We start from the raw sequence: 26575 nt of genomic DNA, 5'->3' as shown, positions 1-26575 counted from the left end.
ACGTCAAGGAACTTGGTCGGAGATTCCTGCGGACAGTCTGTCCGCTCACGGCGCTTGCACAATGGAATGGTCTCCTCACAGCCAGTCGTGAGGAGACCATTTCTATGACTTCCGAAGCCCGGCCGACCCCTGTAGCGCAACCGCCGAGGTGGATGCCCATTGGCGATGCTCCCGATGTCTGTACCGCAGGCCAGTGGTGGGACGCGATCCGAGTACCGGAAGCCATCGGTCGCCGCGCCATCGAACTGATCGAACAGAGCAGCAACCGGGTCGGCCCAGTGATTCTCGACCCCGATGGCCTCGAACCGAGGATGTACTTCCTCGTCCCGCCGCGAACCGCAGACAGCTGGGAAGAACCCGAAACCGTTGCGCTGGGCAAGAAGTGCCACGTCGTCGTACCGCCGGCGGATAGGACTTCCCCGCCCGGGTCGCATTGGCACCATTTCCCGCACGCCTCCCGGATTCTCACCTCCGCTGACGTCTTACGGCGCACCCTCGCCAAGGTGCGCAGAGAACGGCGTGGTCCCGCAGAGGCCCCAGAACCTGGTTCCTAGACGTCCTAGAACGGGGCGCGCAGGGGCGTTGACCTTCGGTGAATCTTCGGGCTTTGAGGGCTCGCTCATAGCTGAATGCCGATGGTGCCCCATATACCGCCCTGCTGCGTATGGTCCTCCGGCGAGTTGTGTTGTCGTCGCGCGGGCTCGCTGCGGGGTGCTTGACCGCCTTCCTCCTGATGGGGGAGGCGGAGGGACGCAGGTCTTGGGCGCTTCCCCGGCGCCTACCCCTGTAAGACCTGCCCCCTTCCGGCCGTCCCGTGACCCGCACTCTGTGGGGAAGCCCGGGTGCGGGGCGGCTATCCATGTGCCTGCCAGGTTTCGCGGGTTCCAGCACTCACCCCGCGCCCTGGCAGGTCTACGGCCCGGGTCTCGGCCTTGCGATCGTCCGCACGCCCCAACTCGTCCTGGGGCCGCTGATTGTGTACCCGGAAGGAGGCGCTCTTGTGGCGCTGAGCGTCTCGCTGGTCATTCTGTTGCTGATCGTTGTCGTCCTGCTGATCCGGCAGAAGGCCGTGAAGCCGGTAACCGCCGTGGTGTGCGTACTGCTCGGCTTCGAATTGGCCAGTTCCAGGGCTGCGCCGGCGATCACGAAGGGCGTCGCGAACCTCGCGAGCGTGATCGCCGGCCTGCACTTCTAGACCGGCCGCCCCCGGTGGGCCGGGCGCTCAATTGCTGGTGCACCCCCACGGCAGTAGTTGAGCGTTCGCCCCCGGGGACGGCCCCCTTTCTCCCCGACACCGTCTATCCGAGGACCCTCTGATGATGCAGATTCCGCAGCTTCTGGCTGCGTGCCAGACCAGCAGCTCGGCGGCGGGCGTGGCTGCGGCCTGTCTTGTGGACGGCGTTCGCGGACGGGTAACAGCACCCAGGACTTCGTGCTCCTCGTCCCGCTGGTTACGGCGAGTCGCCTCTGGCTGGGTGGGCTGATGCGGGGCGGAGGTGCGTCATCCGGCCGGGGTGAGTTCCGGCCGGTGTATCACCCGGCGGGCCATGATGCCGAGCTGCGGGTGGCGCTGGAGGAGGTAGGGACGGGTCGGTGGATGGCGATACGGGATCTGCTGGCGCGAACCGGGACCCAGTGGCCGTTGCGGACGTCGCGTTCCCAGGTGCTGGCGGCGGCAGCGGCGCGGTCGGGTGTGGTGCAGGCGTGGCTGGTCGAGGAGCCGGGGAGCGTGGACGCGCAGGTGATGCGGGCCCGGGTCGCGGTGGAGCGGGCCTTGCACGCGGGCCGGGCCGGCCATGGCAGCACCGACGCGCTGGCAAGGGAAGCGCGGGAGGCGTCCGTGATCGCGGCCGATCTGGCGCAGGCTGATCCGGTGCCATGGGTATGTCTGCTGGCTTTGGCGCAGCTGGATCGGGGGCTGCGGCGGGTGGAGCACCGGGTTCGGCCCACGGAGCCCATGCTGCCGCTGGGGCCGTGGCGTCTACTCGATCAGGTCAATGCCCGTGACCCGTGCAGTCGTGAGGCGTACCACCGGGTGCTGCAATTCCTGCACGCCCAGGCCGTGGGCTCGCAGGCAGTGGCGCTGGATTTCGCCCGCTGGGTGGGTTCATGGGCCCCGCCGGGGACCGCGCTGTCGGTTCTGCCGCTGTACGCCTATGCCGAGAACTACCGCAGCCAGCGGGCGCGTGGTGCGGAGGATCGGCTGATGCGCCGGCAGTGGGCCCAGGAACCCATCGCCCTCGATGTCCAGCGGGCCCTGAACGGCTGGTTCCGCCACCCGGTACCCGTGGCCCGGTCGGTGCTTGACCTCAACTACCTCGCCCATGCGCTATGGGCGTCGCACCAGTTCACCGACGCCGCAGAGGTGTTCACCGCGCTGGGATCGTACGCCGCCCGGCTGCCGTGGGCGTACGTCACCGATGACCCGGGCCGCCCGGATCTGGCGGAGGCGGAGTTCGTCCGAGCCCGCGGCCAGGCGCTGGCCGCCACTGGAGGCGCGGCCCGCGCCGGACCACACCGCTGACCCGCCGCCCGCCGTAAGCACGACCGCACCCCGATCGCCCCAGCTCAGCGCCTCTTCTCTCCCTATTTTCGTCACCACTCTTGTTCCGGAGGTCCTTCCATGTCCCGCATGCCACGATCCGGCCCTGCCCGGTTGTCGGATGATGACGCCCTGTTGCGCGATCTCGGCTACGAACCGGTCCTGACCCGGCGGATGGGTGCGTTCGGCAATTTCGCCATCTCCTTCTCCGTCATCTCGGTGCTGTCCGGGTGCATGACGCTGTACGGGTTCGGGATGGGCGCGGGCGGCCCGGCGGTGATGCTGTGGGGCTGGATCGCGGTCGGCGCGATGGTGATGTTCGTCGGCGCCGCGCTGGCCGAGGTCACCTCCGCCTACCCGACCTCCGGCGCCCTGTACTACATGGCGGACCAGCTCGGCGGCCGCCGTTGGGGCTGGTACACCGGCTGGCTCAATCTCCTCGGGCTGCTCGGGGCGATCGCCGGGATCGACTACGGGTGCGCGTTGTTCATGGGGGCGTTCGCGAACCTGCAGTGGGGCTTCGAGCCCACCCCGCGGTCGATCATGGTGATCTACCTGGTGATCCTGGCCCTGCACGCGACGCTGAACCTGTTCGGGGTCCGGCTGGTCAGCGTCCTGAACTCCATCAGCGTGTGGTGGCATCTGGCCGGTGTCGGGGTGATCGTCACCGCGTTGACGCTGGTGCCCGCCCACCACCAGTCGGCGCACTTCGTGTTCACGACGTTCGTCAACGGCACCGGCTGGCACTCCAACCTGTACGTGGTGATGATCGGGCTACTCCTGGCGCAGTACACCTTCTGCGGCTACGACGCCTCCGCGCACCTGTCGGAGGAGACCACCGATGCCCAGACCAGCGCCCCGCGCGGCATCGTCCGCTCGATCGCCTGGTCCTGGCTGGCCGGGTTCGTGCTGCTGGCCGGTCTGACATTCGCCATCCAGGACTACGCCGGCACCCAAGGCTCGGCGACCGGGGTGCCGCCCGCGCAGATCTTCCTCGACGCCCTGGGCACCTCCGGCGCCAAGGGCCTGCTGCTGATCGTCATCGTGGCCCAGCTGTTCTGCGGAAACGCCGAGGTCGCCGCCTGCTCCCGGATGGTCTTCGCGTTCTCCCGCGACGGCGCCCTGCCCGGCTCCCGGCACTGGCGGCGGGTGAGCTCCCGTACCGGGACCCCTACCCGGGCGGTGCTGCTGTCGGTGACCGTCGCCGCGCTGCTCGCCCTGCCCGCCTTGTACAGCACGGTCGCGTACGGGGCCGTGACCGCGATCAACGTCATCGGCATCACCCCCGCCTACGCCATCCCCATCTACCTGCGGCTGCGCGCCGGTCGCCGCTTCGCGCCCGGCCCGTGGAACCTGGGCCGCTGGGGGGTGTTGGTCGGCTGGGTCGCCGTGATCTGGGTGGTCTTCGTGACCCTGCTGTTCTGCCTGCCCCAGACCCGCCCCGAGCACGGCCTGGTCTCGGTGGCCTCCTTCAACTACGCGCCCATCGCGTTGGTGGTCGTCCTGGTCCTGGCCGCGATCTGGTGGCGCATTGCCGGGCGCAGCTACGAGGTTCCTACCGTGGCTGCGGACCGGGAGATGGCGAAACTGGAAGCGGAGATCGTCTGATGGCCGGCACCACCGCGCGCACCGGCCCCGCCTCCCGCCCCGACCTTCTGCCCCAGACGGCGGGCGGGCGCCGCCCGACCGGCCAGCTCACCCTGACTCAACTGCACGACCACGTGGCATCGGGCCGGATCGACACCGTACTGCTCGCCCTGCCCGACCTGCAGGGCCGACTGAAAGGCAAGCGATACCACGCGCGACACTTCATCGACCGCGTTGCCGAGGGCGGCGCGGAGGTCTGCGCCTACGTGCTGGCCACCGACATCACCATGACCCCGGTCGAAGGGTTCGAGCTGGCCTCCTGGCAGACCGGCTACCAGGACCTGCGAGTCATCCCCGACCCGTCCACCGTGCGGGTCCTGCCCTGGATGCCGGGCACCGCGCTGGTCCTGGCCGATGCCGTCGACCCCGACGGGCAGCCCGTCGAGGTCTCCCCGCGCCGGATGCTGCGCCGCCAGCTGGCGCGGCTGGCTTCCTACGGTCTGCACGTCAAGACTGGCCTGGAGAGCGAGTTCGTCCTCTACCAGGGCAACTATGCGCAGGCCGCCGCGTCCGGCCACCATGATCTCCAGCCGATCACGCCGGAGAACCTGGACTATGCCCTCGACCACGACCCGGGAACCGACCGGTTCTTCCGGCGCCTCCAGGCCGCCCTGGCCGGTGCCGGCCTGCCGGTCGAGGCGATCAAGACCGAGGGGGCCGCAGGGCAGGTTGAGGTCACCTTCCCCTACGGCGACGCGCTCTCGGCGTGCGATGGGCACCTGGTGTTCAAGCACGCTGTGCGGCTGATGGGCCAGCGCGCCGGCATGGCGCCGACCTTCATGGCCGCCCCCGCCACCGGCACCGCCAGCGGTCTCCACCTGCATGTTTCCCTGTGGACGGACGGTAATGCGGTATTGGCCGGCTCCGACGGCAACCTGTCGCCGCTGGCGGAGCAGGCCATCACCGGGCTGCTCGACGCGCTGCCCGCGCTCGCACCGCTGTACGCGCCGAACGCCAACTCCTACAAACGGTTCGCACCACGCTCCTTCGCCCCGACCCGCTTCACGTGGGGCATCGACAACCGCACCTGCGCGGTGCGCGTCGTCGGCCACGGCGACGGCCTACACCTGGAGATCCGCCTGCCCGGCGCGGACGCCAACCCCTACCTTGCCCTCGCCGCCGCCCTGGCCGGCATCACCCACGGCCTCGACCACGAGCGGAAGCCCCCGCCGGCGTGCACCGGCAACGCCTACGACGCCACCGATGCGCCGCCGGTCCCCACCACCCTCGATCGCGCGGTGACCGCCTTTCGCCACAGCCCGGTCGCCCAGCGGGCGTTCGGCGCTGACGTCGTCGAGCACTATGCCCGCCTGGGACAGATCGAAGCCGCAGCCCACCGCTTCGCCGTCACCGACACCGACCGGCACCGCTGGTTCACCCGCGCCTGAGCAGGCGCACCGCCGTAATACCACCCCAGCGTCGTTGCCACGAGCAGCGTAGGAAACCGATCCCCATGTCTGGATCTCCCAGCACGCATCGCACGAAGGAGGTTGATGAGTGAGCCGTGCTGAGGTCACCGCGGTGGTTTCCAGCGTCGCGTTCGCCGCTCTGGCGCTCTTCGCCACTGTCAGCTACTTCGCCCAGGACCCCGGCCCTCCCACACCGCCCGCCGAGGACTCCGGCGGCGAGCAGACCCACCCGTCGGAAGACGGCCCACCCCCATGAGTACTACCCCGCCCCTCCACCCCTCATCGACCAAGGACCCTTGTGACCGACATGCCAGATCCGGTGCGACGATTCGTCGGCTCCGCCATCGGATCGTTCACGATCACCGCCGAGCACTCCTGGGCCGGACCGGGTCGGCCGGCGGTGTGGGAAGTCGAAGCCGCCGGCAACCGCCGCCTGTTCGTGAAACACCATGCCGGCCCGAAGGGCTACAGCCGGGAAACCTTCTCCTATCAGTACTGGACGGCAGCCCTCGGCGCGGGCCGGGCCCCGACCCAGTTGGCCGCCGACCCCGTTACCCGGGCCATCGTCCTGACCCCCGTCCCCGGTCGCAGCCTCCACGACCATCCGCTGGGGCTGGACATCGAGTGGGTGGCCTACCGGCAAGCCGGAGAACTCCTCGCCCGGCTCCACACCGTCGCCCTGCCCGCACCGGCCGCCCGCGCAACCCAGGCCGGTTGGGATGCGGAGGCGGCCACGATGCTCCGCAACGCGGCGCTGATCCTGCCCCCGCACGACGTCGCCATGCTGCGCGCCCTCACCCAGCAGCCACCGCTGGCCCTGCCCAAGGTCGTGGCCCACGCGGACTACATGCCCCGCAACTGGCTCTGGGACGAGCGCACCGAACGCCTGCACATCATCGACTTCGAGCGGACCGGCATCGAGAGCGCCGCCCGCCGGGATCTTTCGCGGCTGGAGTACCGGGTCTTCGGCCGGCGACCGGATCTGCGCTTCGCGTTCTACCAGGGCTACGGGCGGGCGCTGAGCGACGGCGAGCGCCGGGCGTGCTCCGCGTACGCCGCCCTGGACGCCGTGAGCGCCCTGCGCTGGGGCCTGGATCATCACGATGATGAAGTCGTCCAGCAGGCCCGGACCATGCTCGACACTCTGCGCGCCGAGCACACCGCCAGCGGCAGCGAGGGGGAGGTGACCTGCGGGTGAATGTCTTCGAAGGCACCGCTGGGTACTACGGCCGCTACCGGCCGGGCCTGCCAGCCGAGGCCATCGCCCTGCTGGCGGGGGCGGGCTCCCCTACTTCCCGGCCGCGACGGCTCCTGGACATCGGCACCGGCACGGGGCTGGTGGTGAAGGCCCTGCTGGACCGGTTCGACGACATCATCGCCCTGGATGCCGACGCGGAGATGCTGGTGGTCGCCGAGACGGATCTGCGGCCACGCCTTCCCCCCGGCGTCCGCCTGTCCCTGCGCCACGGTGCAGCCGAGGAGTTCATGCCGCCGCAGGGTTGGCGGGCCGACCTGGTGACGTTCTGCCGCGTCTTCCACTGGCTCGACCGACCCGCCGTCCTGGCCCGCCTCAACCAGCATGTGGCGCCGCACGGGGCGGTGGCTGTTCTGGCCGACCGCAGCCTGTGGACGTCCACCAACCCCTGGCAGCAGGCCGTCCGCAGCGTGGTCCAGGACTTCCTCGGAACACAACGACGCGCCGGCAACGGCGCTTTCCCCGCGACGTCGGAGCCATTCGGGCAGACACTGCGGGCCTCAGCGTTCAGCGACGTCACCGAGACCTACGTGCCGGTGCGCCGCGCCTGGTCCGCCGACAGTGTCCTGGGCTATCTGTACTCCACCTCCTTCGCCGCGCCGCACCTGTTCGGCGATCGGCGCGACCGGTTCGAGGCGGCGGTGAAACAGATCCTGGCCTACTTCAGCGACACCGACACCTTCGTCGAGGACAACACCTTCGTCATTCACCTCGGCCGCCGACCGGCCTGAGCGGCCCTCGCCACGGCAACGACCCACCACAGGAAGTAGGGAAGCGATGGTTCACCGCACCACGATCCGCGTCCACCTGATGATGATCCACGCCAACAGGGTGCTGCTCGGCCGCCGCACGGCGACCAGCGGGGAAGACGGCAGCTGGCACGCGCCCGCCGGGCACTTGGAGCGGGGCGAGTCCGTACTGGCGGGCATGGCCCGGGAAGCCAAAGAAGAACTCGGCATTGTGATCGCCGAGAAGGACCTCAACCTGGTCCAGACCCTGCACCTCTGCGACGCCGAGGACGGGCAGGGCCGATTGCAGCTCTTCTTCCAGCCACAACGCTACGAGGGCAAAGCGGCCAATGCCGAGCAGCACAAGTGCGCAGAGCTGCGATTCTGGCCCCTGGACGCGCTGCCCGTCCCAATCGTTCCGTGCACGGCCGTGGCATTGGCTGCGATCCAGGGCGGACGGTCTCTGTCCGTGGCCGGGTGGCAGGGATGAGCGACTACGCCGACGACCAGCAGCAGTTGGTGGAGATGCTCGCAACCCGGTACGGAGTGCGGGCTGGTCCCGGTGATCGGGAGAGAGGCGCTCGCACTCGCGTGCAGCATCGCCTTGGTCGGCCTCGGGCTGCATGCCGTGCTGCGCTCGTTTGGTACCGGCCGCGACAGGATTCCGCCGGGCGAGGACGAGCGGCAACCACGGCCGTAGCAACCAGCTTCGGTCGAACGCCCGGGGCTTACGCCGCCATGCCAACCTTCCCCCCACCCTTCGGAGGCACCATCGATGACCCAGACTCTGCCCGAGCGCATTTCGAGGACGGCGATCTTCCCCGACACCGCCCAGGTCGGGTGGCGGCCGTGAGTGACTTCGCCGAGCGGGTGACACGGATGCTGGCCGCCCGCTACAACGTGCTGGCAGCAGGTGTGGAGCCGGTCGCGGAGGGGACGGAGACCCGCAACGGGCGCGCCACCCTTAGCGGGGGCAGCCGGGTTTTCGTCAAGGGCTACCTGCCTGACGCCGACACGATCGCGGTGCGCAGCGCGCTGTCGCTGGCGGCGTACTGCCGTGATGGTGGAGTCCCGACACCGGAGCTGTGGGTTGATCTGGACGGGGAGGTCGTGACCTGGCATGACGGTGTGCCCTGGTGCGTGATGGACGAGGCCGATGGTCACCCCTCGGACAGCATCACCGCCGTGCAGGCGGAGAGCATCGGTACCGCGCTGGGGCTGCTGCACCGAGTGACTGCGGACTATGCCGGACCGCTACGACGGCGCACTACCGGGTGGCGTACTGGCGACCCACACGCGGTCGTTGACCGCTGCGACGGCCTACTGGACCGGATCCGCTCCGAACAGGGAACTGAATGGGAGCTGCGCCGGGAGCAGCTGTTCCAGCGCCGTCGTGATCTCCTCGCTCATGCCCGCCGGGTGCAGCAGGGCCTGCCGGCAGTGCTGGCGGACCAGCCACTGCATGGCGACTGCACCCGCCCGAACATCCTCATCGCCGGGGACCGGGTGAGCGGCATCGTTGACTTCCAAGCACTGGCCGGTGTGCCTGCCTGGGAATTGGCCAGAATCGCGTTCGACCCCCACACCACTGCCCGCAGCGACACGTGGCAGCACACCACTCTGACGATGATCAGCGCCTACCGCGCGGAGAACCCGAACGTCCCCACCGCAGACCTGAACGCCACCGCGCGCATCGCGTTGCTCTATCTGTTGTTCAGCACCTTCGGGGCGGTACCCGGTGATCTCGACCGGCCGCACGAGGCCCACGCCTCGATGACCGAGTACTGGAACGACAAGAACCTGGCCATCGCCCGGCTCCTCGATGCATTCGACGACATCGAGACATCCCTGCGCGATCTCCTCACCCCGCACAGCCCACGCACGACCACCGCGCTCCCACCACTGCCGGAGGCCACAGGATGATCAACCGCAACGCGTCACCCGAGCCGACGGCAGACACCTACCAATCCGCCGTGGATAGGCCGGGCAGTCCTTTCGAGCCACCCGAGCCCCAGATCCAGGGACCGCCGCAGCAGTTACCCGAAGAACTGGGCCTGGGCGATGTGCCGGTCCGGGCGCCTCGTGCCGAGACGACGCTTCGGCTGATCAACGGCGTACCCCATACATCCGTGGGGACCCGGACGGGGGTGACCCGGTGAGGCAGTGGCTTCGGCGTCCGCGGTCGGTCGAGACGACGGTGTCGGACAGTGAACGCGAGCTGTTCGGCGGACCGTTGCGTTATGACATGGGCTGGAACCGGCACGAGGGCGCGGTACTGAAGCTTTCGCCCTGGTCGATGGCGCGCTCCGCGCCGCAGCTGGTAGGCAGTACGGTGCGCTTGGCTTGGCGGGCCGACCGGCCGGCGCTGCTGACCGTGACGGTGTGCGAGATCGGTCAGGCCATCGCACACGCCATCGGCCTGCTGGTCACCAACAGCATCCTGGGCGCACTGTTCGGCGGTGGGGATACCGTTGCCCGCCTGCACTCCGCCCTCCCCGCCCTGATCGCCGCCACCGTGATCGCGGTGCTCTCCGCGCTGCTGGCGTCACTGTCGACGGCAGCCACCGGGCGGCTGGAGCCACGGGTGGAGCGGGCAGCGATCCAGCTGTATGTGGAGCGGGCCGCGCGGGTGGAACTGGAGGCGGTCGAGGACGGCGACTACCGCAAGCTGCTGGACTCGGCGCAGTACGGAGCGGAATCCGCACGGCAAATGATCGGCGCCTGCGTGGGCGCGCTGAACGGCTTGTTCTCCCTCATCGCCGCCGCCAGCGTGCTGACCGTGCTGCACCCCATCCTGCTGCTCTTGCTGATGCTGATCTGCGCCCCGCGTGGCTGGGGCGCCTTGCAAGTCGCGCAGCGCCGGTACGTGTCCCGGATGAACATGATCGAGCACGAGCGCGCCAGCCGCCTGGTCCGTGGTCTGATCACCGACCGCGCTGCCGCCCAGGAGGTCCGCGCCCATGGCGTCGGCCCGTTCCTGATCAGCCACTTCGAGCAGATGGCCCAAACAGCTGAGACGGAGCAGACCCGGCTGGCCAAGGACAAGGCCGGAACCGAACTGCTGGCCGCCGCTCTGTCGGGTGTGGCGACGCTGCTGGCGTATGCGGCGCTGGGCTGGCTGCTGCTGACCGGGCGGATGAGCATGGCGGTCGCCGGGACCGCGGTGATGGCCGTGCGCACAGGGTCGGCCACGCTCGGCGCGCTGGTGCAGGCGATCAACCGGCTCCACGAAGAGAGCTTGTATGTGCAGGATCTGGACCGGCACAACGAGGAGGCCACCCGCCGCGCCATCCCCACCGGCGGCGCAGCGGTGCCCGAACATCCGGCCGAGATCCGCCTGGAGCAGGTGACCTTCGGCTACCCGGATAGGGACGCACCCGCCCTGCAGGACGTGTCCTTGTCGATTCCGGCCGGGACGGTGGTGGCCCTGGTCGGAGAGAACGGCAGCGGCAAATCCACCCTGGTCAAACTCATCTCCGGCCTGCACCTCCCCGATTCAGGCCGCGTCCTATGGGGCGGCATCGATCTCGCCGAGGCGGACCGCGACCAGATCTTCGACAAGGTCTCCCTGCTCAATCAAGACTTCCAGAAGTGGCCGTTCTCCGCCGAGACGAACCTGGTGATCGGCCGACCCGGCGTGGCTGCCGATGCGGACCAGTTGGCCTCGGCCGCCGCGTTCGCCGGCACCGATACCGTCATCGACGGCCTGCCCCGCGGTTGGCAGACACTCCTGGCCCGGCACTTTCGCGGCGGCTCGGAACTGTCCGGAGGGCAGTGGCAGAAAGTGGGCCTGAGCCGCACCCACTACCGCCGCGCCCCGCTGGTCATCGTGGACGAGCCGACCAGCGCCCTGGACCCAGCCGCGGAAATCGCCGCCTTCGCGCGGATCCGTGAACTCGCCTCCCCGGACACCGCCGTGGTGCTCGTTACCCACCGGATGGCGGCCGTCCAGCACGCCGACCACATCTACGTCCTCCACGAAGGCCGCCTGGTGGAATCCGGCAACCACTCAAAACTGCTCGCTGCTGAAGGCCGCTACAGCCGCATGTTCCAGATGCAGGCCGACCAATACGCGCCGCTCATCCCCGCCCAAACCGCCAGCGACGACGCCGCCGCGCACCAGGACGCCGTCCTGTTCTGAGCCCATCCGCCACTGCCGCAGGAAGCCGATCACGGTGAACCGCAACAACTCGAACCCGACGACTTACGCGGACAGCAGCGTGCTGCCGCCGGACCTGGCCACGTTCGCCGAGCAGGCACTCGGCCCGCTCAAGGACGCCTGCGACACCTCGGGGTCGCGAGAGAACTCCAGCGTCTGGCGCATCACCACCCGCAGTGGAGCCGCCTGGTACCTCAAACGGCACCCGTCGGTGAAATTCCACACCCGGGAGGTCACCGCCTACGCCCAGTGGACACCCGCGCTGGGGCCCGGCCGGACACCGGAACTGGTGGCCGCGGACCCGGCACTGTCCGCGGTCATCCTCACTGCCCTGCCTGGCAACAGCCCCTCCGACCGACCACTTCCACGAGACCAGGAGCGGGAGGTCCATCGGCAGCTCGGACTACTGCTGAGCCGCTTCCATGCCAGCGACCCGCCGCGCCCTCCGGTGGGCGCGGGTGCCGCGACGAGCACCGTCGAGCGGAATCTGGCCGTCGCCCGACTCCACCTGGTACCGGGCGACGAGACCCTCATCCGGCAGCTCGCCACCCGCCTCACCGCGCTGCCACACCTGCCGCAGGTACCCACCCACGGCGACGCCCAACTCCACAACACCGTATGGAATGCCGAAACCAGGACTCTGGGCATCGTCGACTTCGAAAGGGCCGAGTACGGACCTGCAACCCGCGATCTCATCCGCCTGGAATACGGCCCATGGGACGGCCGCCCCGACCTCCGAGCCGCCTTCTTCACCGGCTACGGGCAGGGCCTGACAAGGCTGGAGACAAACGTGCTGAACGCGATGACCGCCTTGGACGCACTGAGCGGAATCGCTTTCGGCATCACCGCCGGTGACACCGAAGTCATCGAACGCGCCCACCGCACCCTGCAGCGGCTGCGTAGGGAGAGCGCGGCCTGTGACCCGTCCGCCGACAACGAGAGGCCGAGCGTGGGACGGCGCGATCTGCCTCACCGCAGGTAGCCGACCAGGCGATTTGCTGATGGGCTCAGCTTCGCATGGGGCCGCCGCCGATTTCGTCGACCGGATCCCAGACGTAGTCCACGGACTCGGGATTCTCTTCCCATAGGTCGCGCCTGGTCTGTTGCAGGGCTTCGAGCCGCCGCGACAGCTGCAGGGTGAGTTTGTCGCATTCCTTGGCGGCTTCCGCCGGGTCCGGAGGAAGGACGGCCCGGATGAGAGACCGGTATTCGAGGCGGGCGCCCTCGACGACTGAGCCGTGCGGGATTCTGACGATGACAGCGTAGGGGTCCAGTACCGATATGCCCCAGCGGCCGTCGTCCTGCTGGACCGCCCAAATGACGCTCTGCGTGGAGGGGGAGATCGTCAGTCGGCACTGTTTCCCGACCAGTTCACTCAGCAGGGGGAGTGGAATGGCATCGGGGCCGGCGAGCGCGGTGGCTTCTTCCAAGCTTTCGACGGACAGGTGCTGGCTGAGCTGACGCGCTACAGCTTCTCGCCTGCGGGACTCCATCGGCGCCGCCGACTCGGTCTCCTGCCCACGGGCGATGGCTCCGGTGCCGGTGTCACTGTGTTGTGGGTGGATCTCCGGCTCGGTGTCGTCGCGCAGCCAGGTGATGACAGTGAGACGGCAGTCGGGGAGGCTTGCTGGGTACAGAACGTGGCTGACCACTTCGATGATCTCGAACTTCAGCGCGGGCAGGGCCACGCGGAAATGGGCGCCGTCCCGGTTTTCGGACATGCTGACGCCGTCGTCCCAGATGCGGGCACATTCTGGGTCGCGCCGTACGTCGGCGATCAGCGCGGCCAGCTCGGTGTCGTGGGGGTGCCGGGCGCTGGCGAAACGCAACAGTTTGAGGTACTCGGCCGCGTGCAGGGGCCAATCGACGAACTGGGTGCGGGCTTCCTTGGTGAGGCAGGCCCAGCGGATGAGGTTCGCGCCCGGTTCCATGACCCAAGGCCACCAGGCGGCCATCGCGGGGTTGTACCCGATGATGTTCCACCTCGCGTCGGTGAGGTAGGTCGGGCTGGGCATCTGGTGATCGAGCAGCAGCTGCAGCATGCGCCGGGTGGGGTCGTCCGCCCGCGGTGCCGGAATCGTGGGCAGAGCGCCATCGACCGCGTAGAGCAGGAGGGCCTGACGTTCGTCGCGGCCGAGCAGTAGGGCATCGGCCAGGGCGTCGAGGACGGGCCTGTCGAGCTTGGGCTTCGCTCCGCTTTCCAGTTGCTGGTACCAGCGCAGGCTGCGTTTGCCGCCGACCGCGCTGACGACCTCTGCCTGGGACATGGACCGGCCGAGGCCGCGTTTCTCGCCGGCCACGGCGCGCCAGGCGCGCAGAAGGCCGGCGAGGCCCATCAGCTGGCCGGGAGTGAGTGGCTCGTCTGCGGGTCCAGGCATTGCGGTGCCCATAGTTCTGAGGTCCCTCCGTCTGTTTCATAGCGACCCGACTGTGGCCAGGTGCGAAGGACCGGCGCGGCTTGCCGCCGCCTTACCCGAGAAGTCCCGTATGTCGACTTTACCAGTCGCGATTGTGCCCCTCTGGAGGTTCGCGGTCACTCTGTGGGTGACTTGGGTCCCAATCTGTTTGTACATGATTCAACTTTATGGCCCGCGACGGCTGGAGCAGAAGGCTCGAACGAGTCGAAGAAGGGCAAAGCGGGCCGCACTTTTCTGCGTATGGACCTGATATGCATTTTTTTGCGGCTCCCAATTTCGACACCGGATTGGCGACTCGGGCTCAAGGTAGCCGCCCGTAAGCCAATGATTACAAGATCTTTAAAGGGTGGGATCGGCGGGCAACTTCCTTATGGGACAACGGCTTTCGCGTTCTGTTGGCCGACGTGCGTTTGGCCTCCCTGGGGTCTCTGAACAGCAGGTTTGTGCAGTTCCCAGTTAATTGACGAAGTGATGCTGTCCGGCTTAGATCACTGAGGTCGCAATTCGTTCCGCCCCGAGAAGAGTCACGAGACGTGAGAAGGGGCCGGGGACGTTCGCCGCGTCTGAGATGCGCGCGAAGGTGCAGGTCGCACCCTGCTTCAGTCAGAGGGAAAAGGTCTGGAGGCGGGGGTGGATCTTCGCCGGGGGTTTGCATATGTTGCTGGTCGCTCGGCGCGCAGCCGACCGACCGGGAGCGCAGAGAGGGGGGAATGCGGAACGGATCGCCCTAGAGGCGCAAATGGGACCGGCGTCCGGGAGCTGCGAACTCCTGGACGCCGGGCTGGCACCCCGAAGGGGCCAATTCACACCGCGGGCGGCTGGACTTTTCCACGAGGACAGCCGCACCGCGCTCCTACAAGCAACGGAGTATCGCATGCCTGCCATGCCCAGCGACACCCCCGCCTGCCCGGATACAGCAGACCGCCAACACCGTCTGGCAGCCCTGCTCGCCGACATGATCCCGGGCGCGGCCACCATCCGCGTCAGCCTCAACGATCCGAAGCAGGAGTGGCCCCACCCGCACACCGTCGTCAAGGACGAGGGCGGGGAGACGATGGAGCTGGGTCGGACGACCGCCAGGGTTGCAGCCCGCTGGATCCTGCGGGTCTGGCCGGACGCGGACTGGAACCGGCCCCACACCTTCGACCTCGCCGACGCGACCCTCACCCCGAGGGACAACCTCACCGCCGCCGGTCGGGGCCGCTGACATGGCACGGATACGAACCATCAAGCCGGAAGCGTTCGTCTCCGAATCGCTTGCCGAGGTGAGCGTCGAGGCCGAGCGGACCTTCTTCGGGCTGCTCACCCAGGCCGACGACCACGGCCGCCACCGCGACAACGCCGCCATCATCGCGGGGCTGCTCTGGCCGCTTCGGGCCCAGCACACCTCGGTGCACGTCGAGGACGACCTCCAGCAGCTCGCGAACGCGGGCCTGATTTGCCGGTACACCGGCTGCGACGGCCGCCGCTACCTCCACATCGTGACCTGGTCCGAGCATCAGAAGATCGACAAGCCGAGCCAGTCCCGCCTGCCTTCCTGCCAGCACCACCACGCGGCCGACCGGTGCGCCCCCTGCAAGGGCACCTGTGCCAAGCAAGCCGAGGAGTCGCCAACCCCTACCCGAGGGCTCGCCGAGGGTTCGCCGAACGCTCCCCGAGCCCTCGATCTGCCCGCGCAGCCCGCTGCGAGGCCTCCCGCCCACCGAAGCGCGCCTGCGGCCGCCCAGCAGGACACCCTCGACAGCATGGCCGGCACCCTTAGCCACGTGCACAAGAAAACCGCAGGTCAGGGCGCATTCGCCGAGGGCTCCCCGAACCTTCCACGAAGCCTCGGCGAGGGCTCGGCGCCTGGATCTAGGATCTTGGATCCTGGATCTTCTTTCCCTACGGGGCGCACAGCGCCCGCAGCCACCGTCTCCGCCAACCAACTCGTCGGCGAGTACGTCGCTGCCTGCGACGAGCGCCCGCCCAGCGACGTGATCGGACACCTGGGGCGGATCGCCAAGAAGCTCCTGGGCGAGGGCATCGCCCCGGAGCACATCCGGGCCGGGCTGCAGCACTTCGCCGCCAACCCCAAGCACCCGAGCGTGCTGACCAGCATGGTCAACGAGGCGATGAACGCCCCCTCCATCGGTTTGGCGCGGCCGGGAATCCGGCCTAACGTGCCCGCTCACACCGCGTGGACCAACCCGGTCGATGCTGCCGCCGCCTACGCCGAGGAGCTGTGATGCGCACCCGTGAACCGCAGACCCTCGGCGGCGGGGGCACCTTGGACCGGATGACCCGGATCCTGGCTGCCCGCAACATCGACCCGGCAGCCGTCGGCCCGCTGGCCGCCGAGCCCGAGCCGTACTCGGCGCTGGACACTCTGATGGCCGGGCTGCCACCCCGCTACCGGGATGCGGTGGCGGACCATCCGCAGGTCCTGGCCTGGGCCCGGGACGTTGCCCGCCAAGCCGTTGCCCCGAGCCTCGGCGCTCGGCGGCAGGTCACCTGCGGCCCGAGCCTGCTGATGGCCGGGGTGGTCGGTGCGGGCAAGACCCACCAGGCGTACGGGGGGATCCGCGCCCTCGTTGAGGCTGGCATCGGGGTGCGCTGGCGTGCGACCACTGCCGCCGACCTGTACGCCGACCTGCGCCCCCGGGCCGGGGTGGACAGCGAGCGGGAGCTGGCGGCCGTCAGCCGGTGCCCGCTGCTGATCATCGACGACCTCGGGGCGGCCAAGTCCAGCGAGTGGGTCGAAGAGGTGACCTACCGGCTGATCAACCGCCGGTACAACCACATGCTCCCGACGCTGGTCACCACCAACCTGGCGATCAAGGACCTGAAGAGCTACCTAGGCGACCGGGTCACCTCCCGGCTGGCCCAGATGACCACCCGGGTCGAGTTCGAACCCGTTGACCGCAGACGCCTGCGCGCCGCCTGACCAGCAGCAGGCCGCCCCGCCGGGCCGCGCCTCCAGCGCGCCGCCCCAAGCAACACCCGACCCAGTGCACCTCTCCGCCGCCGCCAACCGCGCGCGAAGAGCGATCGGAGCAACCCCGCATGAGCACCACGACGATCAGCCCTGCCCACCACCGCTCGCTCGGCGACCACACCTGGCAGGACCAAGCGGTCTGCCGGAGCACCGAGTACCACCCGGTCGACCCGGACATCTTCTTCCCCGAGCCCGACGAGACCGACAAGATCACCACCGCCAAGGCCCTGTGCGGCCAGTGCCCGGTCCGCCGCACCTGCCTGGACGTCGCCCTGGAGACCGGCGAAACCGAGGGCATCCGGGGCGGGAAGACCGAGGAGGAGCGCGAGCTCCTTCACGACAAAATCGCCGGGCGCTTTGACTACAGCCGCGTCAACGCCGTCATCGCCGGACGCGACATCCACCTCACCAAAGGCGAGCGCCGAGCCGTCGTCCACGCCGCCTACCGCCACGGCATCGCCGAGCAACGCCTGGCCTGGCTGCTGCAGTTCAGCGAGGAACACGCCCAAAAGCTGTACCGGGCCCTGCGCCGTGCCCATCGCAACCGCGACCTGCAGCAGACCACGAAGACCACCGAGCCCGCCGAGACGACCGGTGAGCCTTTGGGCCGCGACGACTTCGGGACGGCGGCGTGAGCATGACAGCAGCACCGAGCACCGCGCGCATCAGCACTTGGGACCGCGCGGTCGTCATCGCGCTCGGCGGCGCCGGATGCGCCCTGTCCTACGACGCCCTGCAGCAGATGGCCGTCGCCATCCACGTCCGGGGCTTCCTCACCTACCTGTTTCCCCTGGTGATCGACGGCTTCATCGCGTACGGGGTGCGTGCTCTGCTGGTCCTGCGCGACGCCCCGCTGCGCGCGCGGCTGTATGTATGGCTGCTGTTCGGAGTGGCTACCGCTGCCAGCATCTGGGCCAACGCCCTGCACGCCGTGCGGCTCAACCAACAGGGCTCCTCCAGCGGGCTGCGGCTCGGGGACACCGTGGTGGCCATGCTGTCCACGCTCGCCCCGCTGGCCCTGGCCGGAGCCGTCCACCTCTACATCCTCATCGCCCGGGGGCCGGTCAAGGACAGTGACCGGGGTGACCTCGCACAGCCCGGTCACTCCGGTCAGAGGGAGCGCATCGCGGTCACTCGCGCTGACCGGGCCGGACAGCACCAGCCGCAGCCCGGTCAGATGGGCGCCGGTCACCCGGTCACCGCACTGACCGACCGGCCCCGGCTGTCCCTGGACACGCCGCATCCGGACACCCGGACAGCGACCGGGAACAGCGCGTCGGCGGACAAGAACGGCCGGGACACCGGAACGGTCGCCGCTCACCGCGACCGGGCTCCTGAGGGCGCTGACCTGGTCGGACACCCGGACACCACCCCGGCGGGCGGTGACCGACCGGTCGGCACCGAGCCGGTCACCAGCCATCTTGACGGCCTCCCGCCGGTCACTGACGTCCCGGCCACCGAGCCGCCGGTCAGTGACCGGGGCCCCCGGCCGTCCGGTGACCGGCTCCCTGACCCGGACACCGAGGAGCTGCTGGAGATCGCCCGGTCAGCGGTCAGGGCCGAGGACAAACTGACCCGCAAGGTGGTCGCCCAGGCCATCCGTGGTCAGAAGATCCCGCTGTCCAACGACACGCTGACCGCCCTGATGGTCCAGCTCCGCGAGCAGCCCGGACAACCGGTCACCCCTTTCCAGGACTGACCGACAGCACCCAGCGCGGGTGACCGAGCCGGACATCCAGGCCGGTCACCCGCCCGGCACCCCATACCCCACGATCTCCTCCAGCGATCCGGAGAGCACCGTCATGCGCACCACCCCCGCAACCCCAGCCGAAGTGAACACCTGGCTGAACGTCCTGCACCAGCGCGGGCACCTGCACCACGCCGCATCCGTAGCCGACGGCACCTGGACCGTGCAACGACGCCGACACAGCCGCCCCTGGACCCTGCACCACCCGGTCCTGGCCATGGACTGGATCGAGGAAGTCGTCCGCGACGTCCACCAGCACGACGCGGAGACGAGCCAGTGACAGACAACGACCCGGCTGCCACCACCCACGGACAGGAGCGTGAGTCCAAGACGGCTCCTGGCGGAGCAAGTTGTCGCATACGACGGTCCTACGGCCCGTCGTATGCACTTGCCCCCGCCCCGGAGGGCGGGGGAGGCCCGGTTGGTCCCCGCGCGAGGGCGCACGGGGACCAACCGGACTCCCGGCACCAGGGGGCACCGGTCGCAGGGGGAGAAGCACACGACCTCGACCCGCGCGAGCAGCCGACCACGAGCACCACCGCGTTTCCCGACCGCAAGCCGCGCCGCCGCACCCGCAACCCAACCGAGCGCACCCACAAGACGACCACCCGCCTGTCCGACACCGAGAAGACCGAGATCACCGCCGCCGCCAAGCAGCGCGCCGTCACGGTCGCACGCTTCCTCGCCGCAGCCGGCCTCGCCGCCGCCCGCGGTTCGGTGACCGTGCACACCAACGAACAACTCGACGCCGCCATCGACGAGCTGGCCGCCCTCCGCGCCCAGGTCTCCCGCGTCGGCAACAACATCAACCAGATCGCCTACGTCTACAACTCCGCCGGGCAGGTACGACCCGGAGAACTCGACCAGGCCCTCACCACCCTGACCCGCACCCTGGCCCGCGTCGACGACGCGGCCGATTCCCTGGCAAAGAAGCTAAGCTGATGATTCCCAAGATCCGGTGCGGCTCGCGCACCCACGGCCTGCTGGCCTACCTGTACGGACCTGGCAAACGCGACGAGCACACCGACGCCCACCTCGTCGGCTCCTGGGACGGCTTCGCCCCCGACCCCGGCCGCGACCCCGAAGCCACTCTGTCCCGGCTCGCCGCCGCCCTGGATCTCCGCGTCAAGCAGGCCGGCACCAAAGCCCCGGCCCAGCACGTCTGGCACTGCTCGGTGCGGACCGACCCCGGCGACCGACCCCTGACCGACGCGGAATGGGGCACCGTGGCCCGCCGCCTGGTCCAGGCCGTCAACCTCGCCCCCGACAATGACCCGGACGGCTGCCGATGGGTCGCGGTGCGCCACGCGGAGGACCACATCCACATCCTGGCCACCATGGTCCGAGGCGACCTGCGCCGTCCGAGGATGAACTACGACTTCAAGAAGGCCCAGGCCGAATGCCGTCTCATCGAGCAGGAGATGGGCTTGCGCCAGCTCAAGCCCGGCGACGGCACCGCCGCCAAGAACCCCACCAGCGCCGAGCGCTTCAAAGCCGAACGCACCAACCGCTCCGAGACCCCGCGCGAGACGCTCCGCGAGGCCGTCCGCCAGGCCGTCGCCGGAGCCGCCACCGAAGCCGAGTTCTTCACGCGGCTGCGCGAAGCGGGCCTGCGCGTCAAACTGCGGCACGCCCCCTCCGGGGACATCCTCGGCTACACGGTCGCCCTGCCCGGCGACCGCAATCGCGACCGTGAACCAGTGTGGTTCGCGGGCTCGACCCTGGCCCCCGACCTGTCCCTGCCGAAGATCCGCCGCCGCCTCGCCGACGGAACCGCAGACGAGGCCACGCCGCCGGAGGCTGCCAGCGCGCGATCGGACTGGTCGCCGCCCGCACGGGAGCGACGCACCGCCACCGGCATCGCTGAGCGCGCCGCGACCCTCCTGGACAGCGACGACGACGAGGCCGCCGCCCAACTCGTCGGAGTCGGCGAACTCCTCGACGCCCTCGCCCAGACCTCCCCGGCCGCCACCCGCGCCGAGCTGGGCACTGCCGCCCGCACCTTCGAACGCGCCACCCGCAGCCACATCCGCGCCGAACACGCCGACATCGGAGCACTGCGCTCGGCAGCCCGAGGCATCATCCAGGCCGGCGGTTCGCTCGGCCGGGGCGAGGACGGCGGCACCACCGCCATGCTCGTCTCCACCCTGGTCCTGGTCGCGCTGGCCGCCGCCCGCTGGCACTCCGCCCACGGTCACGCCCAACAAGCCGAAGCCTCCCGTCAGACAGCCGAACATCTGCGCGCCGCCTACCACCAGGCCGCCACCGCGCCCATGCAGGCACTGCGCGACCACGGCCGTGCCCTGCCGGAGCTCGATCGCCGCAAACACGAAGCCACCATCCGCGCCGCCCTGCCCACACAAGGCAGCCGCGTCGACGCCGCACCGACCCACGACGCCTTGGTCGCCACTCTTGCCCAGGCCGAGCAGGCAGGGCACGACCCTGAAGCCCTGCTTCAGCAGGCCATCGGCCTGCGCGAACTGGACAGTGCCGACGACGTGAACGACGTCCTGGTCTGGCGACTGCGTCGCCTCGCCCAGCTTCCTGCGCACCCGGGCGGGGCGGCCCGTCGCCGGCAGGCCGGCACCGGCCGCACCCAGCCCGCGCCCAACCGGGCCGGTGTTCGCACCACGCTTCCGATCACACCTCGCCCTGCCGTAGCCGACCCACGCAACCGGCCACCGCGCCGATGACCCGCAGCCCGGCAGGCCCAAGTACCGGCCTGCCGGGCTGCCCGAAACCCCTGGACAGCCGGTCCCACCAGGTGCTACGGATGAAGAGAAGGACCTTGAACGGGAGATGACGCTTGCTCAGAACAACCGACCACCACGTAGAGCATGCCCCCGCCCTGCCCGCCGCCCCCGCCGCAGGCGATCCAATGCTGCAGCTTCAGTACGAGACGCAGCCGCCCAGCGGACCGGCCGCCATCCGTTGTGCCGGTTACCCGCGAGAACTCGCGATGCGGGGCATCCCCGTGCTCTGCTCGGCCTGCCGTGCACGTCGGGACTGGCTCCTGATCAACCAGGGCCGCAACGTCTGGATCCGCTGCCGCTGCAGCAACCAGTGGCTCGAGCCCGAAATCACCCGCGCCGACTTCGACGCCATGCTCACCGACCCGCACTGGACGACCTACCCCAGCGTCGAGCAGGCCCTGATCGGGCTCGGATTCGACGGCGCGTTCGCCGGTGCCTACCTCGAGTAGGTGAGGGGAGATCGCTCCCTGCTCACAGGACGCCGGGGAACGCGAAACGCCGAGGAGCGCCACCGACACATCGGTGACGCTCCTCGTTGCTGGGCACGGGTCAGCCGCGGTTGCTGAGCTTGGGGAGGTCTCCCCGGAAGTCGCAGCCGGGGCACTCGTCTTCGCCTTGAATGTGGCCCTCGTACCAGCCGTGGACGGCGGCGTGGAGGATCGCTCCGCGCCAGTCGCTCTCACCGCTCTCGACGGAGGCGATGGCGTTGCCGACGATCACGCGCAGCACGGCCTCGTCGGGTGAGGGGAACGGCGGGGACGGCATCGGCGAGTCGGTCATGGGCTGAGCCTAGGGGCGGCGCGGTCCGGCGGCGGTCAGCCGGTTGCTGCATCGGCCTGTTGGCTGGTGTTGTGCAGGTCACTGCGGAATCCCCGGCCGACGGGCGTCCAGTGGTGCAGGGTCGCGGGCCTCCACCTGGGCCGGTCCGGCACGCTGGTGTCGTCGGGCTCCGGCAGGCTTCCCCTGCTCTTGCGGCTGCGAGCTGCCTGGACGCTGATGCCCAGGTGGGCGGCGACCTCCGGGTACCCCCACAGTTGCTGGTCGTCGGCCATCGTCTCCTCCTCGTGCGTTGTCGCTGACGAGCGTACGCAACTGCCCGGTGGTCGGGGATATGGCAAGGCCGCCCCTGCCGGTCCTGGGAATCCAAGGTCGGCGTGGGGCGGCCTTTTGCGGTGGTGGTCAGAGCTCGGCGAGGCGGTTGGACAGGTTCAGGGCGGCGGTGGCTACGGAGAGGGCGGCGCACAGGCCGATCACCTCGTAGACGGTGGGGCGGACCAGGCGGGGCCAGTCGTCGGGTGCGGCGGGCCAGGAGGCGAGGAGGACCTCGGTGGTGGCCAGGCCCAGGTGGGCGGTGACGTTCCAGCCTGCGTGGGAGGCGGGCTCCCAGTGCAGGCGGATGCGGCCGAGGGGGAGTCCGGGGGTATTGGCCGGGAGCAAGGAGACGTCGAGCGGTCCCTCGGGGCGGGCGGAGATGCGCTGGACGAGCACGCCGCTTACGCCGTCCGGCATCGGCCGCAGGGCGAGGCTGTGCAGTGGGCTGGTCGCGGAAGGTCGGGGTCGGGTCGGGATACGGGCCTCCTGGTTGGGTCGGTACGGCGGGGTCAGGCCCAGGCGAGGGCGTCGCGGACCGCTGCCGGGAGGTAGTCCTCCTGGCCGTCCTCGGCGATGAACGCCATGCCGTCCCGCACGACCACGTCGGTGCCGAGGTAGTGGGTGAAGGGCCAGTCGGGGTTGACGGCGAGGCGGATCGGCAGGTTGGGGTCGAGGTCCTGGAGTTGGCGGAGCAGGTGGCCGACGGTCAGGTATTGGGGCACGGGAACCTCCGGGGAATGGGAGAGGACGGGGAAGGCGGTCGTGGCGGGTGCGTCAGTGCGTGTCGAGACGGAGTAGGTCGCGCAGGACCTTCGGCCCCGGCGGGGTCGGCTTGGGATGGCTCGCCAGGTGCCGTCTACGCGATTCGTTGACGTAGCCCTTACCGGCGTCCTTCATCTGCCAGTTGCCGCACGAGCAGTGAGCCTGCGCGTAGGCGCGGCCGGGGCAGCCCTCTGTGAGTGGCTTGCCCGAGGTGGTGTGCTTGTGTTCGGGCGGGCAGGCGGAGCCGTCGGCGTGGTGGGAGGTCAGCGGAGCGCGGTGCATCGTGGATCCCTTCCGAGAGGGGCGAGGGGGATGGGGGCCGGTCGGCCCGAAGGCCGGGCCGACCAGTGGAAGGGTGGGATCAGGAGGACAACCGGTAGGAGCGGGCGAACGGGATGGTGTCGCCGGTCTCCACGACCACCAGGCCATCCAGGGCAAGACGCTGAAGGGAGCTGGCGACACGCTCCTCGTTAAGACCGGTGGCCTTGCTGATCTGAGGGACGCGTGCGCCGGGGTTCTTCGCGAGGTGGGCGACGACCTGGGTGTCGCGTCGGCGCAGGTAGTCCTGGAAGCTGCCTGCGGTGTAGGCCAGCGCCGCACCGCAGCAGGCCAGAGTGAAGCTGCGCGAGAACATCTCCGGGCCGGTGACGGCCTCATAGACACCGAACGCGCCGATGGCCAAGCCGCCGATCCAGTTCGTAGTCCTGACAAGGTCGTCGGAGTAGAGGGTCATCAGCGGTGACCTTTCAGGTGCATGAGTGGAAGGGGCCGTCCGGCCCGGATGGCGGAGTTGGTCAGCGGCAGGTGAACAGGGGAGGCGGGCCGGTTGTGGTGGCCCGCCTGCCGGACGGTTCAGCGGGAGGGGTTGGCGACGAGGGCGGAGATGAACCCGGCGACGGCCTCGGAGGGGGTGTAGAGACCGAACTCCTGGACCCAGGGCTCCCCGTCGGTGGGGATGACCCGGACCTGCCAGACGATGCCGCGTGTCCAGGCGGCGGTGTCCTCAGGGAGCCAGCCGACGTAGACGTGGCCGTCCGGGCTGACGGCGTGCACGTTGGCCTCCGGGGTATCGACGACGGACCACCTGAGAGCGTGGAGCAGGTCGAGGACGGGGCTCGCGCAGTGATCGCTGGCAAGCCAGTCGCGGTCTTCGACACAGGGGCGGACGACAGCGGGGAGGAGGGCGGTGGAGGCATGCACGGTTGGACGATCCCTTCGTTGAGCTGCGGTTTTTCCCGACACCCGTACGTTGACATGCAGTGTGCCGAAGTACGTAGTCAATTCCCCGGAGACCGTGTCTGCCGTGGGCGAACTGGCCGCCGAGGACGGTGTACCGGCGGGCGGGAGGAATGGATCGGCGCGGCCGGTTGTCGTAACTAGGTCGCGGCGCAGGGCCGTACGGGGCCGAAGGGGACAGGCGTGGCGGAGCCGGGCAGACATGGGGACGGTGCCGGGCTGGAGCGCAAGATCCGCGCGGCCGGTAGGCCGTGGACGGTAGGCGACATCGCGATGGTCGCCGACGGCCAGTGGGCCGTCGGCATGAAGCCCGACGCCGCGCGTGACGGGGATGCGGTGGTGGAGCGTCGGGTGTCGGACGGGCGGCGGGTGGAGATGACGGTGGAGGAGCTGGCCCACGTGGTGGGTTCCCGGGTTCGGGAAGACCACGGCGAGGAGGACACGGACTGACCGGCTACCTGCGAGGCCCGGCCGTGGCGACCGTCGGGCCGGCACCGACCGATGGGGCTGCCTGGTCGGGGGGTTGGCCCAGGGCGCGCGGTGCGTGCGCGGAGCGGGCGACGGCAGCCTATGCGAGGCGGACCGCCGGTGCCCGGTCCGCGGTCACGGCGGTTTCGCGGGCCTCGATCACGTGGCTGATCGCCTGCAGGCCCGTGCGGCTCTCGGCCTGCGCGACCCGCAGATCCACCGCCGAGCTGGTGATGCGGCCCAGGTCGTAGAAGGCCGGCACATGGCCGGGCCGGGTGAGGGCGTGCAGACGGTCCTGTTGGACGGCGACGGCGTTGTCCGAAATGACGAGGGACGAACGGATACGCATCACCGCTCGCAGGAGCGGGTCCTGTACTGGGCGGCGGGCCGCGAAGTCTTCCAGTGCGGTGATGGGGCGGCCCCAGGCTTTCTCGATCATCGCGTCGGCCTGGTCGAGGGCTGTGGCATCGGACATGGCTGGCTCCGAACGTGAGGCGGGCAGTGGTCAGCGGCGGTGTCCCGGGCGCGGGAGCTGCGGAGCGGTGGGCGCGCGGGGAGCCGGGATGACGGGCCGCGCGCCGGCGGCCGGGGACGCTACGGTGGAGCGGGCAACGGCGGCCTGAGCGCGACGGACGTCCAAGGGAGTCGGCAGCGGCGGCTTGATCGCAGTCACGGTCGCCTGCGGGGGAAGGTGGCGCAGGTCGCCGCCGTAGCGGATGACCGGTGCGGGGTCGGTCAACGCGGTGTTCATCGCGGCCACCAGGCCCTCGGGGGTGAACGACGAGGCGGTGGCGTACCACTGGCTGCCGGGTGGTCCGGCCAGCATGAGCCACCGCTCTTGATGCCCCGTCATTTCCGCTGTGTGGTCGAGGCGGTTGCGGCGTAGGTGGACCTCGGCCAGCCCGTCCGGGGAGCGGAAGGAGACGTTGGTCGTGGCGAAGTAGTGGCTCCAGCCTGCTGCTGCCAGCGGGGTGCCGACGTCGAGCGCGGCCAGCGTGCTGTTGCCGTAGTAGAGGTAGGCGTCTGGGCCTTCGGTATAGGCGGTGGCGAGCGCGGTGGTGAACCCGGCGACGATCTCGGTGGGGGTGCTGTCCTGGTAGGTGACCTGCCAGCGGGGCATCGCGAAGGGGTCGGAGTACGCCGTGATCTTCCACAGCGCGTCGTCGTCGCCTTCGGGCAGGTAACCCAGGCGGACGGTCTGGTCCGGGGCGTTGACGTACACGTTGCCCAGATCGTCTCGGGTCGTTGTCCAGCCCAGGGCGAGGAGGGGCTGGAGCGCGGGATCGCCCGTGAAGGTCGATCCAGCCAGATAGCGCGGGGTGACGTGGTACTCGCGCCACCACTCGGAGTCCTGCTGGTAGGGCACGGCTTCTCCCAGGGAAA

Annotated in this window: 31 protein-coding genes; 21 read left to right on the top strand and 10 right to left on the bottom strand. The window is 69.7% G+C overall.

Translation table 11 applies throughout. From position 1 onward, the window contains the following. Window positions 1-1000 precede the first annotated feature (1000 nt). From G3I60_RS21420 to G3I60_RS21370, 11 genes are all read left to right on the top strand, one after another. Window positions 1001-1195: a hypothetical protein gene (locus tag G3I60_RS21420; RefSeq protein WP_164295032.1), complete on the top strand. Its 195-nt coding sequence runs from the start codon at window positions 1001-1003 to the stop codon at window positions 1193-1195. A 402-nt stretch (window positions 1196-1597) separates the two neighbouring features. After that, on the top strand, window positions 1598-2524 hold the full coding sequence (locus G3I60_RS21415) for a hypothetical protein (protein ID WP_343241249.1): 927 nt from the start codon (window positions 1598-1600) through the stop codon (window positions 2522-2524). A 108-nt stretch (window positions 2525-2632) separates the two neighbouring features. After that, on the top strand, window positions 2633-4150 hold the full coding sequence (locus G3I60_RS21410; RefSeq protein WP_164295030.1) for an amino acid permease: 1518 nt from the start codon (window positions 2633-2635) through the stop codon (window positions 4148-4150). Further along, the gene (locus G3I60_RS21405; RefSeq protein WP_164295029.1) at window positions 4150-5577 is read left to right on the top strand and encodes a glutamine synthetase family protein; all 1428 of its coding nucleotides are present in this window, start codon (window positions 4150-4152) and stop codon (window positions 5575-5577) included. The genes G3I60_RS21410 and G3I60_RS21405 overlap by 1 nt, the downstream gene beginning before the upstream one ends. A gap of 109 nt (window positions 5578-5686) precedes the next feature. Continuing rightward, window positions 5687-5854, top strand: a complete 168-nt coding sequence (locus G3I60_RS21400; RefSeq protein WP_164295028.1) for a hypothetical protein — start codon at window positions 5687-5689, stop codon at window positions 5852-5854. Between the two features lie 51 nt (window positions 5855-5905). Further along, window positions 5906-6796 (top strand): aminoglycoside phosphotransferase family protein, encoded by an 891-nt coding sequence (locus G3I60_RS21395; RefSeq protein ID WP_239070089.1) that lies wholly within the window; start codon window positions 5906-5908, stop codon window positions 6794-6796. Continuing rightward, window positions 6793-7584: a class I SAM-dependent methyltransferase gene (locus tag G3I60_RS21390; protein WP_343241248.1), complete on the top strand. Its 792-nt coding sequence runs from the start codon at window positions 6793-6795 to the stop codon at window positions 7582-7584. The genes G3I60_RS21395 and G3I60_RS21390 overlap by 4 nt, the downstream gene beginning before the upstream one ends. A gap of 46 nt (window positions 7585-7630) precedes the next feature. Then, window positions 7631-8071, top strand: coding sequence for an NUDIX domain-containing protein (locus G3I60_RS21385; RefSeq protein ID WP_164295026.1), 441 nt, complete (start codon window positions 7631-7633; stop codon window positions 8069-8071). Window positions 8072-8430: 359 nt separating this feature from the next. Next, a complete protein-coding gene (locus G3I60_RS21380) occupies window positions 8431-9504 on the top strand; it encodes a phosphotransferase (protein WP_164295025.1) in 1074 nt (357 codons plus the stop codon). A gap of 322 nt (window positions 9505-9826) precedes the next feature. Next, a complete protein-coding gene (locus tag G3I60_RS21375) occupies window positions 9827-11722 on the top strand; it encodes an ABC transporter ATP-binding protein (protein ID WP_164607645.1) in 1896 nt (631 codons plus the stop codon). A gap of 34 nt (window positions 11723-11756) precedes the next feature. Continuing rightward, complete coding sequence (locus G3I60_RS21370; RefSeq protein WP_164295024.1) at window positions 11757-12722, top strand: aminoglycoside phosphotransferase family protein; 966 nt, start codon at window positions 11757-11759, stop codon at window positions 12720-12722. Between the two features lie 25 nt (window positions 12723-12747). On the opposite strand, the gene G3I60_RS21365 is transcribed toward G3I60_RS21370, so the two are convergent. Continuing rightward, window positions 12748-14130: a helix-turn-helix domain-containing protein gene (locus G3I60_RS21365; protein WP_164295023.1), complete on the bottom strand. Its 1383-nt coding sequence runs from the start codon at window positions 14128-14130 to the stop codon at window positions 12748-12750. 901 nt (window positions 14131-15031) lie between these two features. On the opposite strand from G3I60_RS21365, the gene G3I60_RS21360 reads away from it, so the two are divergent. From G3I60_RS21360 to G3I60_RS21320, 9 genes are all read left to right on the top strand, one after another. Further along, window positions 15032-15364, top strand: coding sequence for a transcriptional regulator (locus G3I60_RS21360; RefSeq protein ID WP_164295022.1), 333 nt, complete (start codon window positions 15032-15034; stop codon window positions 15362-15364). Window position 15365: 1 nt separating this feature from the next. Then, complete coding sequence (locus G3I60_RS21355; RefSeq protein WP_164295021.1) at window positions 15366-16385, top strand: hypothetical protein; 1020 nt, start codon at window positions 15366-15368, stop codon at window positions 16383-16385. Next, entirely contained in the window at window positions 16385-17083 is a 699-nt protein-coding gene (locus G3I60_RS21350) for an ATP-binding protein (protein WP_164295020.1), read from the top strand. Before G3I60_RS21355 ends, G3I60_RS21350 begins: the two co-directional genes overlap by 1 nt. A gap of 119 nt (window positions 17084-17202) precedes the next feature. After that, a complete protein-coding gene (locus G3I60_RS21345) occupies window positions 17203-17769 on the top strand; it encodes a WhiB family transcriptional regulator (protein ID WP_164295019.1) in 567 nt (188 codons plus the stop codon). Continuing rightward, window positions 17766-18833, top strand: a complete 1068-nt coding sequence (locus G3I60_RS21340; RefSeq protein ID WP_164295018.1) for a DUF2637 domain-containing protein — start codon at window positions 17766-17768, stop codon at window positions 18831-18833. The genes G3I60_RS21345 and G3I60_RS21340 overlap by 4 nt, the downstream gene beginning before the upstream one ends. Before the next feature lie 103 nt (window positions 18834-18936). Continuing rightward, window positions 18937-19161: a hypothetical protein gene (locus G3I60_RS21335; RefSeq protein WP_164295091.1), complete on the top strand. Its 225-nt coding sequence runs from the start codon at window positions 18937-18939 to the stop codon at window positions 19159-19161. Continuing rightward, entirely contained in the window at window positions 19158-19823 is a 666-nt protein-coding gene (mobC, locus tag G3I60_RS46840; RefSeq protein WP_164295017.1) for a plasmid mobilization relaxosome protein MobC, read from the top strand. The genes G3I60_RS21335 and mobC overlap by 4 nt, the downstream gene beginning before the upstream one ends. Then, window positions 19823-21574, top strand: a complete 1752-nt coding sequence (locus tag G3I60_RS21325) for a mobilization protein (RefSeq protein ID WP_164295016.1) — start codon at window positions 19823-19825, stop codon at window positions 21572-21574. Before mobC ends, G3I60_RS21325 begins: the two co-directional genes overlap by 1 nt. A 185-nt stretch (window positions 21575-21759) precedes the next feature. After that, window positions 21760-22083, top strand: coding sequence for a hypothetical protein (locus G3I60_RS21320; protein ID WP_239070066.1), 324 nt, complete (start codon window positions 21760-21762; stop codon window positions 22081-22083). Window positions 22084-22183: 100 nt separating this feature from the next. On the opposite strand, the gene G3I60_RS21315 is transcribed toward G3I60_RS21320, so the two are convergent. From G3I60_RS21315 to G3I60_RS44635, 7 genes are all read right to left on the bottom strand, one after another. Beyond that, entirely contained in the window at window positions 22184-22414 is a 231-nt protein-coding gene (locus G3I60_RS21315; protein ID WP_164295015.1) for a hypothetical protein, read from the bottom strand. 35 nt (window positions 22415-22449) lie between these two features. Continuing rightward, a complete protein-coding gene (locus G3I60_RS21310; RefSeq protein ID WP_164295014.1) occupies window positions 22450-22686 on the bottom strand; it encodes a MarR family transcriptional regulator in 237 nt (78 codons plus the stop codon). A gap of 127 nt (window positions 22687-22813) precedes the next feature. Then, complete coding sequence (locus tag G3I60_RS21305; protein WP_164295013.1) at window positions 22814-23143, bottom strand: esterase; 330 nt, start codon at window positions 23141-23143, stop codon at window positions 22814-22816. 92 nt (window positions 23144-23235) lie between these two features. Then, complete coding sequence (locus tag G3I60_RS21300; RefSeq protein WP_164295012.1) at window positions 23236-23448, bottom strand: hypothetical protein; 213 nt, start codon at window positions 23446-23448, stop codon at window positions 23236-23238. Window positions 23449-23500: 52 nt separating this feature from the next. Further along, window positions 23501-23770 carry a hypothetical protein gene (locus tag G3I60_RS21295; RefSeq protein WP_164295011.1) on the bottom strand — a complete coding sequence of 90 codons (270 nt, stop codon included), beginning with the start codon at window positions 23768-23770 and terminating at the stop codon, window positions 23501-23503. 79 nt (window positions 23771-23849) lie between these two features. Next, window positions 23850-24221 carry a helix-turn-helix domain-containing protein gene (locus tag G3I60_RS21290; protein ID WP_164295010.1) on the bottom strand — a complete coding sequence of 124 codons (372 nt, stop codon included), beginning with the start codon at window positions 24219-24221 and terminating at the stop codon, window positions 23850-23852. A gap of 119 nt (window positions 24222-24340) precedes the next feature. Beyond that, complete coding sequence (locus G3I60_RS44635) at window positions 24341-24688, bottom strand: DUF317 domain-containing protein (protein ID WP_164295009.1); 348 nt, start codon at window positions 24686-24688, stop codon at window positions 24341-24343. A 219-nt stretch (window positions 24689-24907) separates the two neighbouring features. On the opposite strand from G3I60_RS44635, the gene G3I60_RS21280 reads away from it, so the two are divergent. Further along, window positions 24908-25174, top strand: coding sequence for a hypothetical protein (locus G3I60_RS21280; protein WP_164295008.1), 267 nt, complete (start codon window positions 24908-24910; stop codon window positions 25172-25174). 118 nt (window positions 25175-25292) lie between these two features. Here G3I60_RS21280 and G3I60_RS21275 read toward each other — a convergent pair whose 3' ends face one another. Together G3I60_RS21275 and G3I60_RS21270 are read right to left on the bottom strand one after the other, a co-directional pair. Beyond that, window positions 25293-25667 (bottom strand): hypothetical protein, encoded by a 375-nt coding sequence (locus tag G3I60_RS21275; RefSeq protein ID WP_239070065.1) that lies wholly within the window; start codon window positions 25665-25667, stop codon window positions 25293-25295. A 30-nt stretch (window positions 25668-25697) separates the two neighbouring features. Beyond that, window positions 25698-26558: a DUF317 domain-containing protein gene (locus G3I60_RS21270; RefSeq protein ID WP_164295007.1), complete on the bottom strand. Its 861-nt coding sequence runs from the start codon at window positions 26556-26558 to the stop codon at window positions 25698-25700. Window positions 26559-26575 lie beyond the last annotated feature (17 nt).

The organism is Streptomyces sp. SID13666, assembly GCF_010548325.1.
Classification (GTDB): Bacteria; Actinomycetota; Actinomycetes; order Streptomycetales; family Streptomycetaceae; genus Actinacidiphila; species Actinacidiphila fildesensis.
The sequence above is the reverse complement of the archived record's forward strand: the minus strand, read 5'-3'. Positions and strand labels throughout refer to the sequence as shown.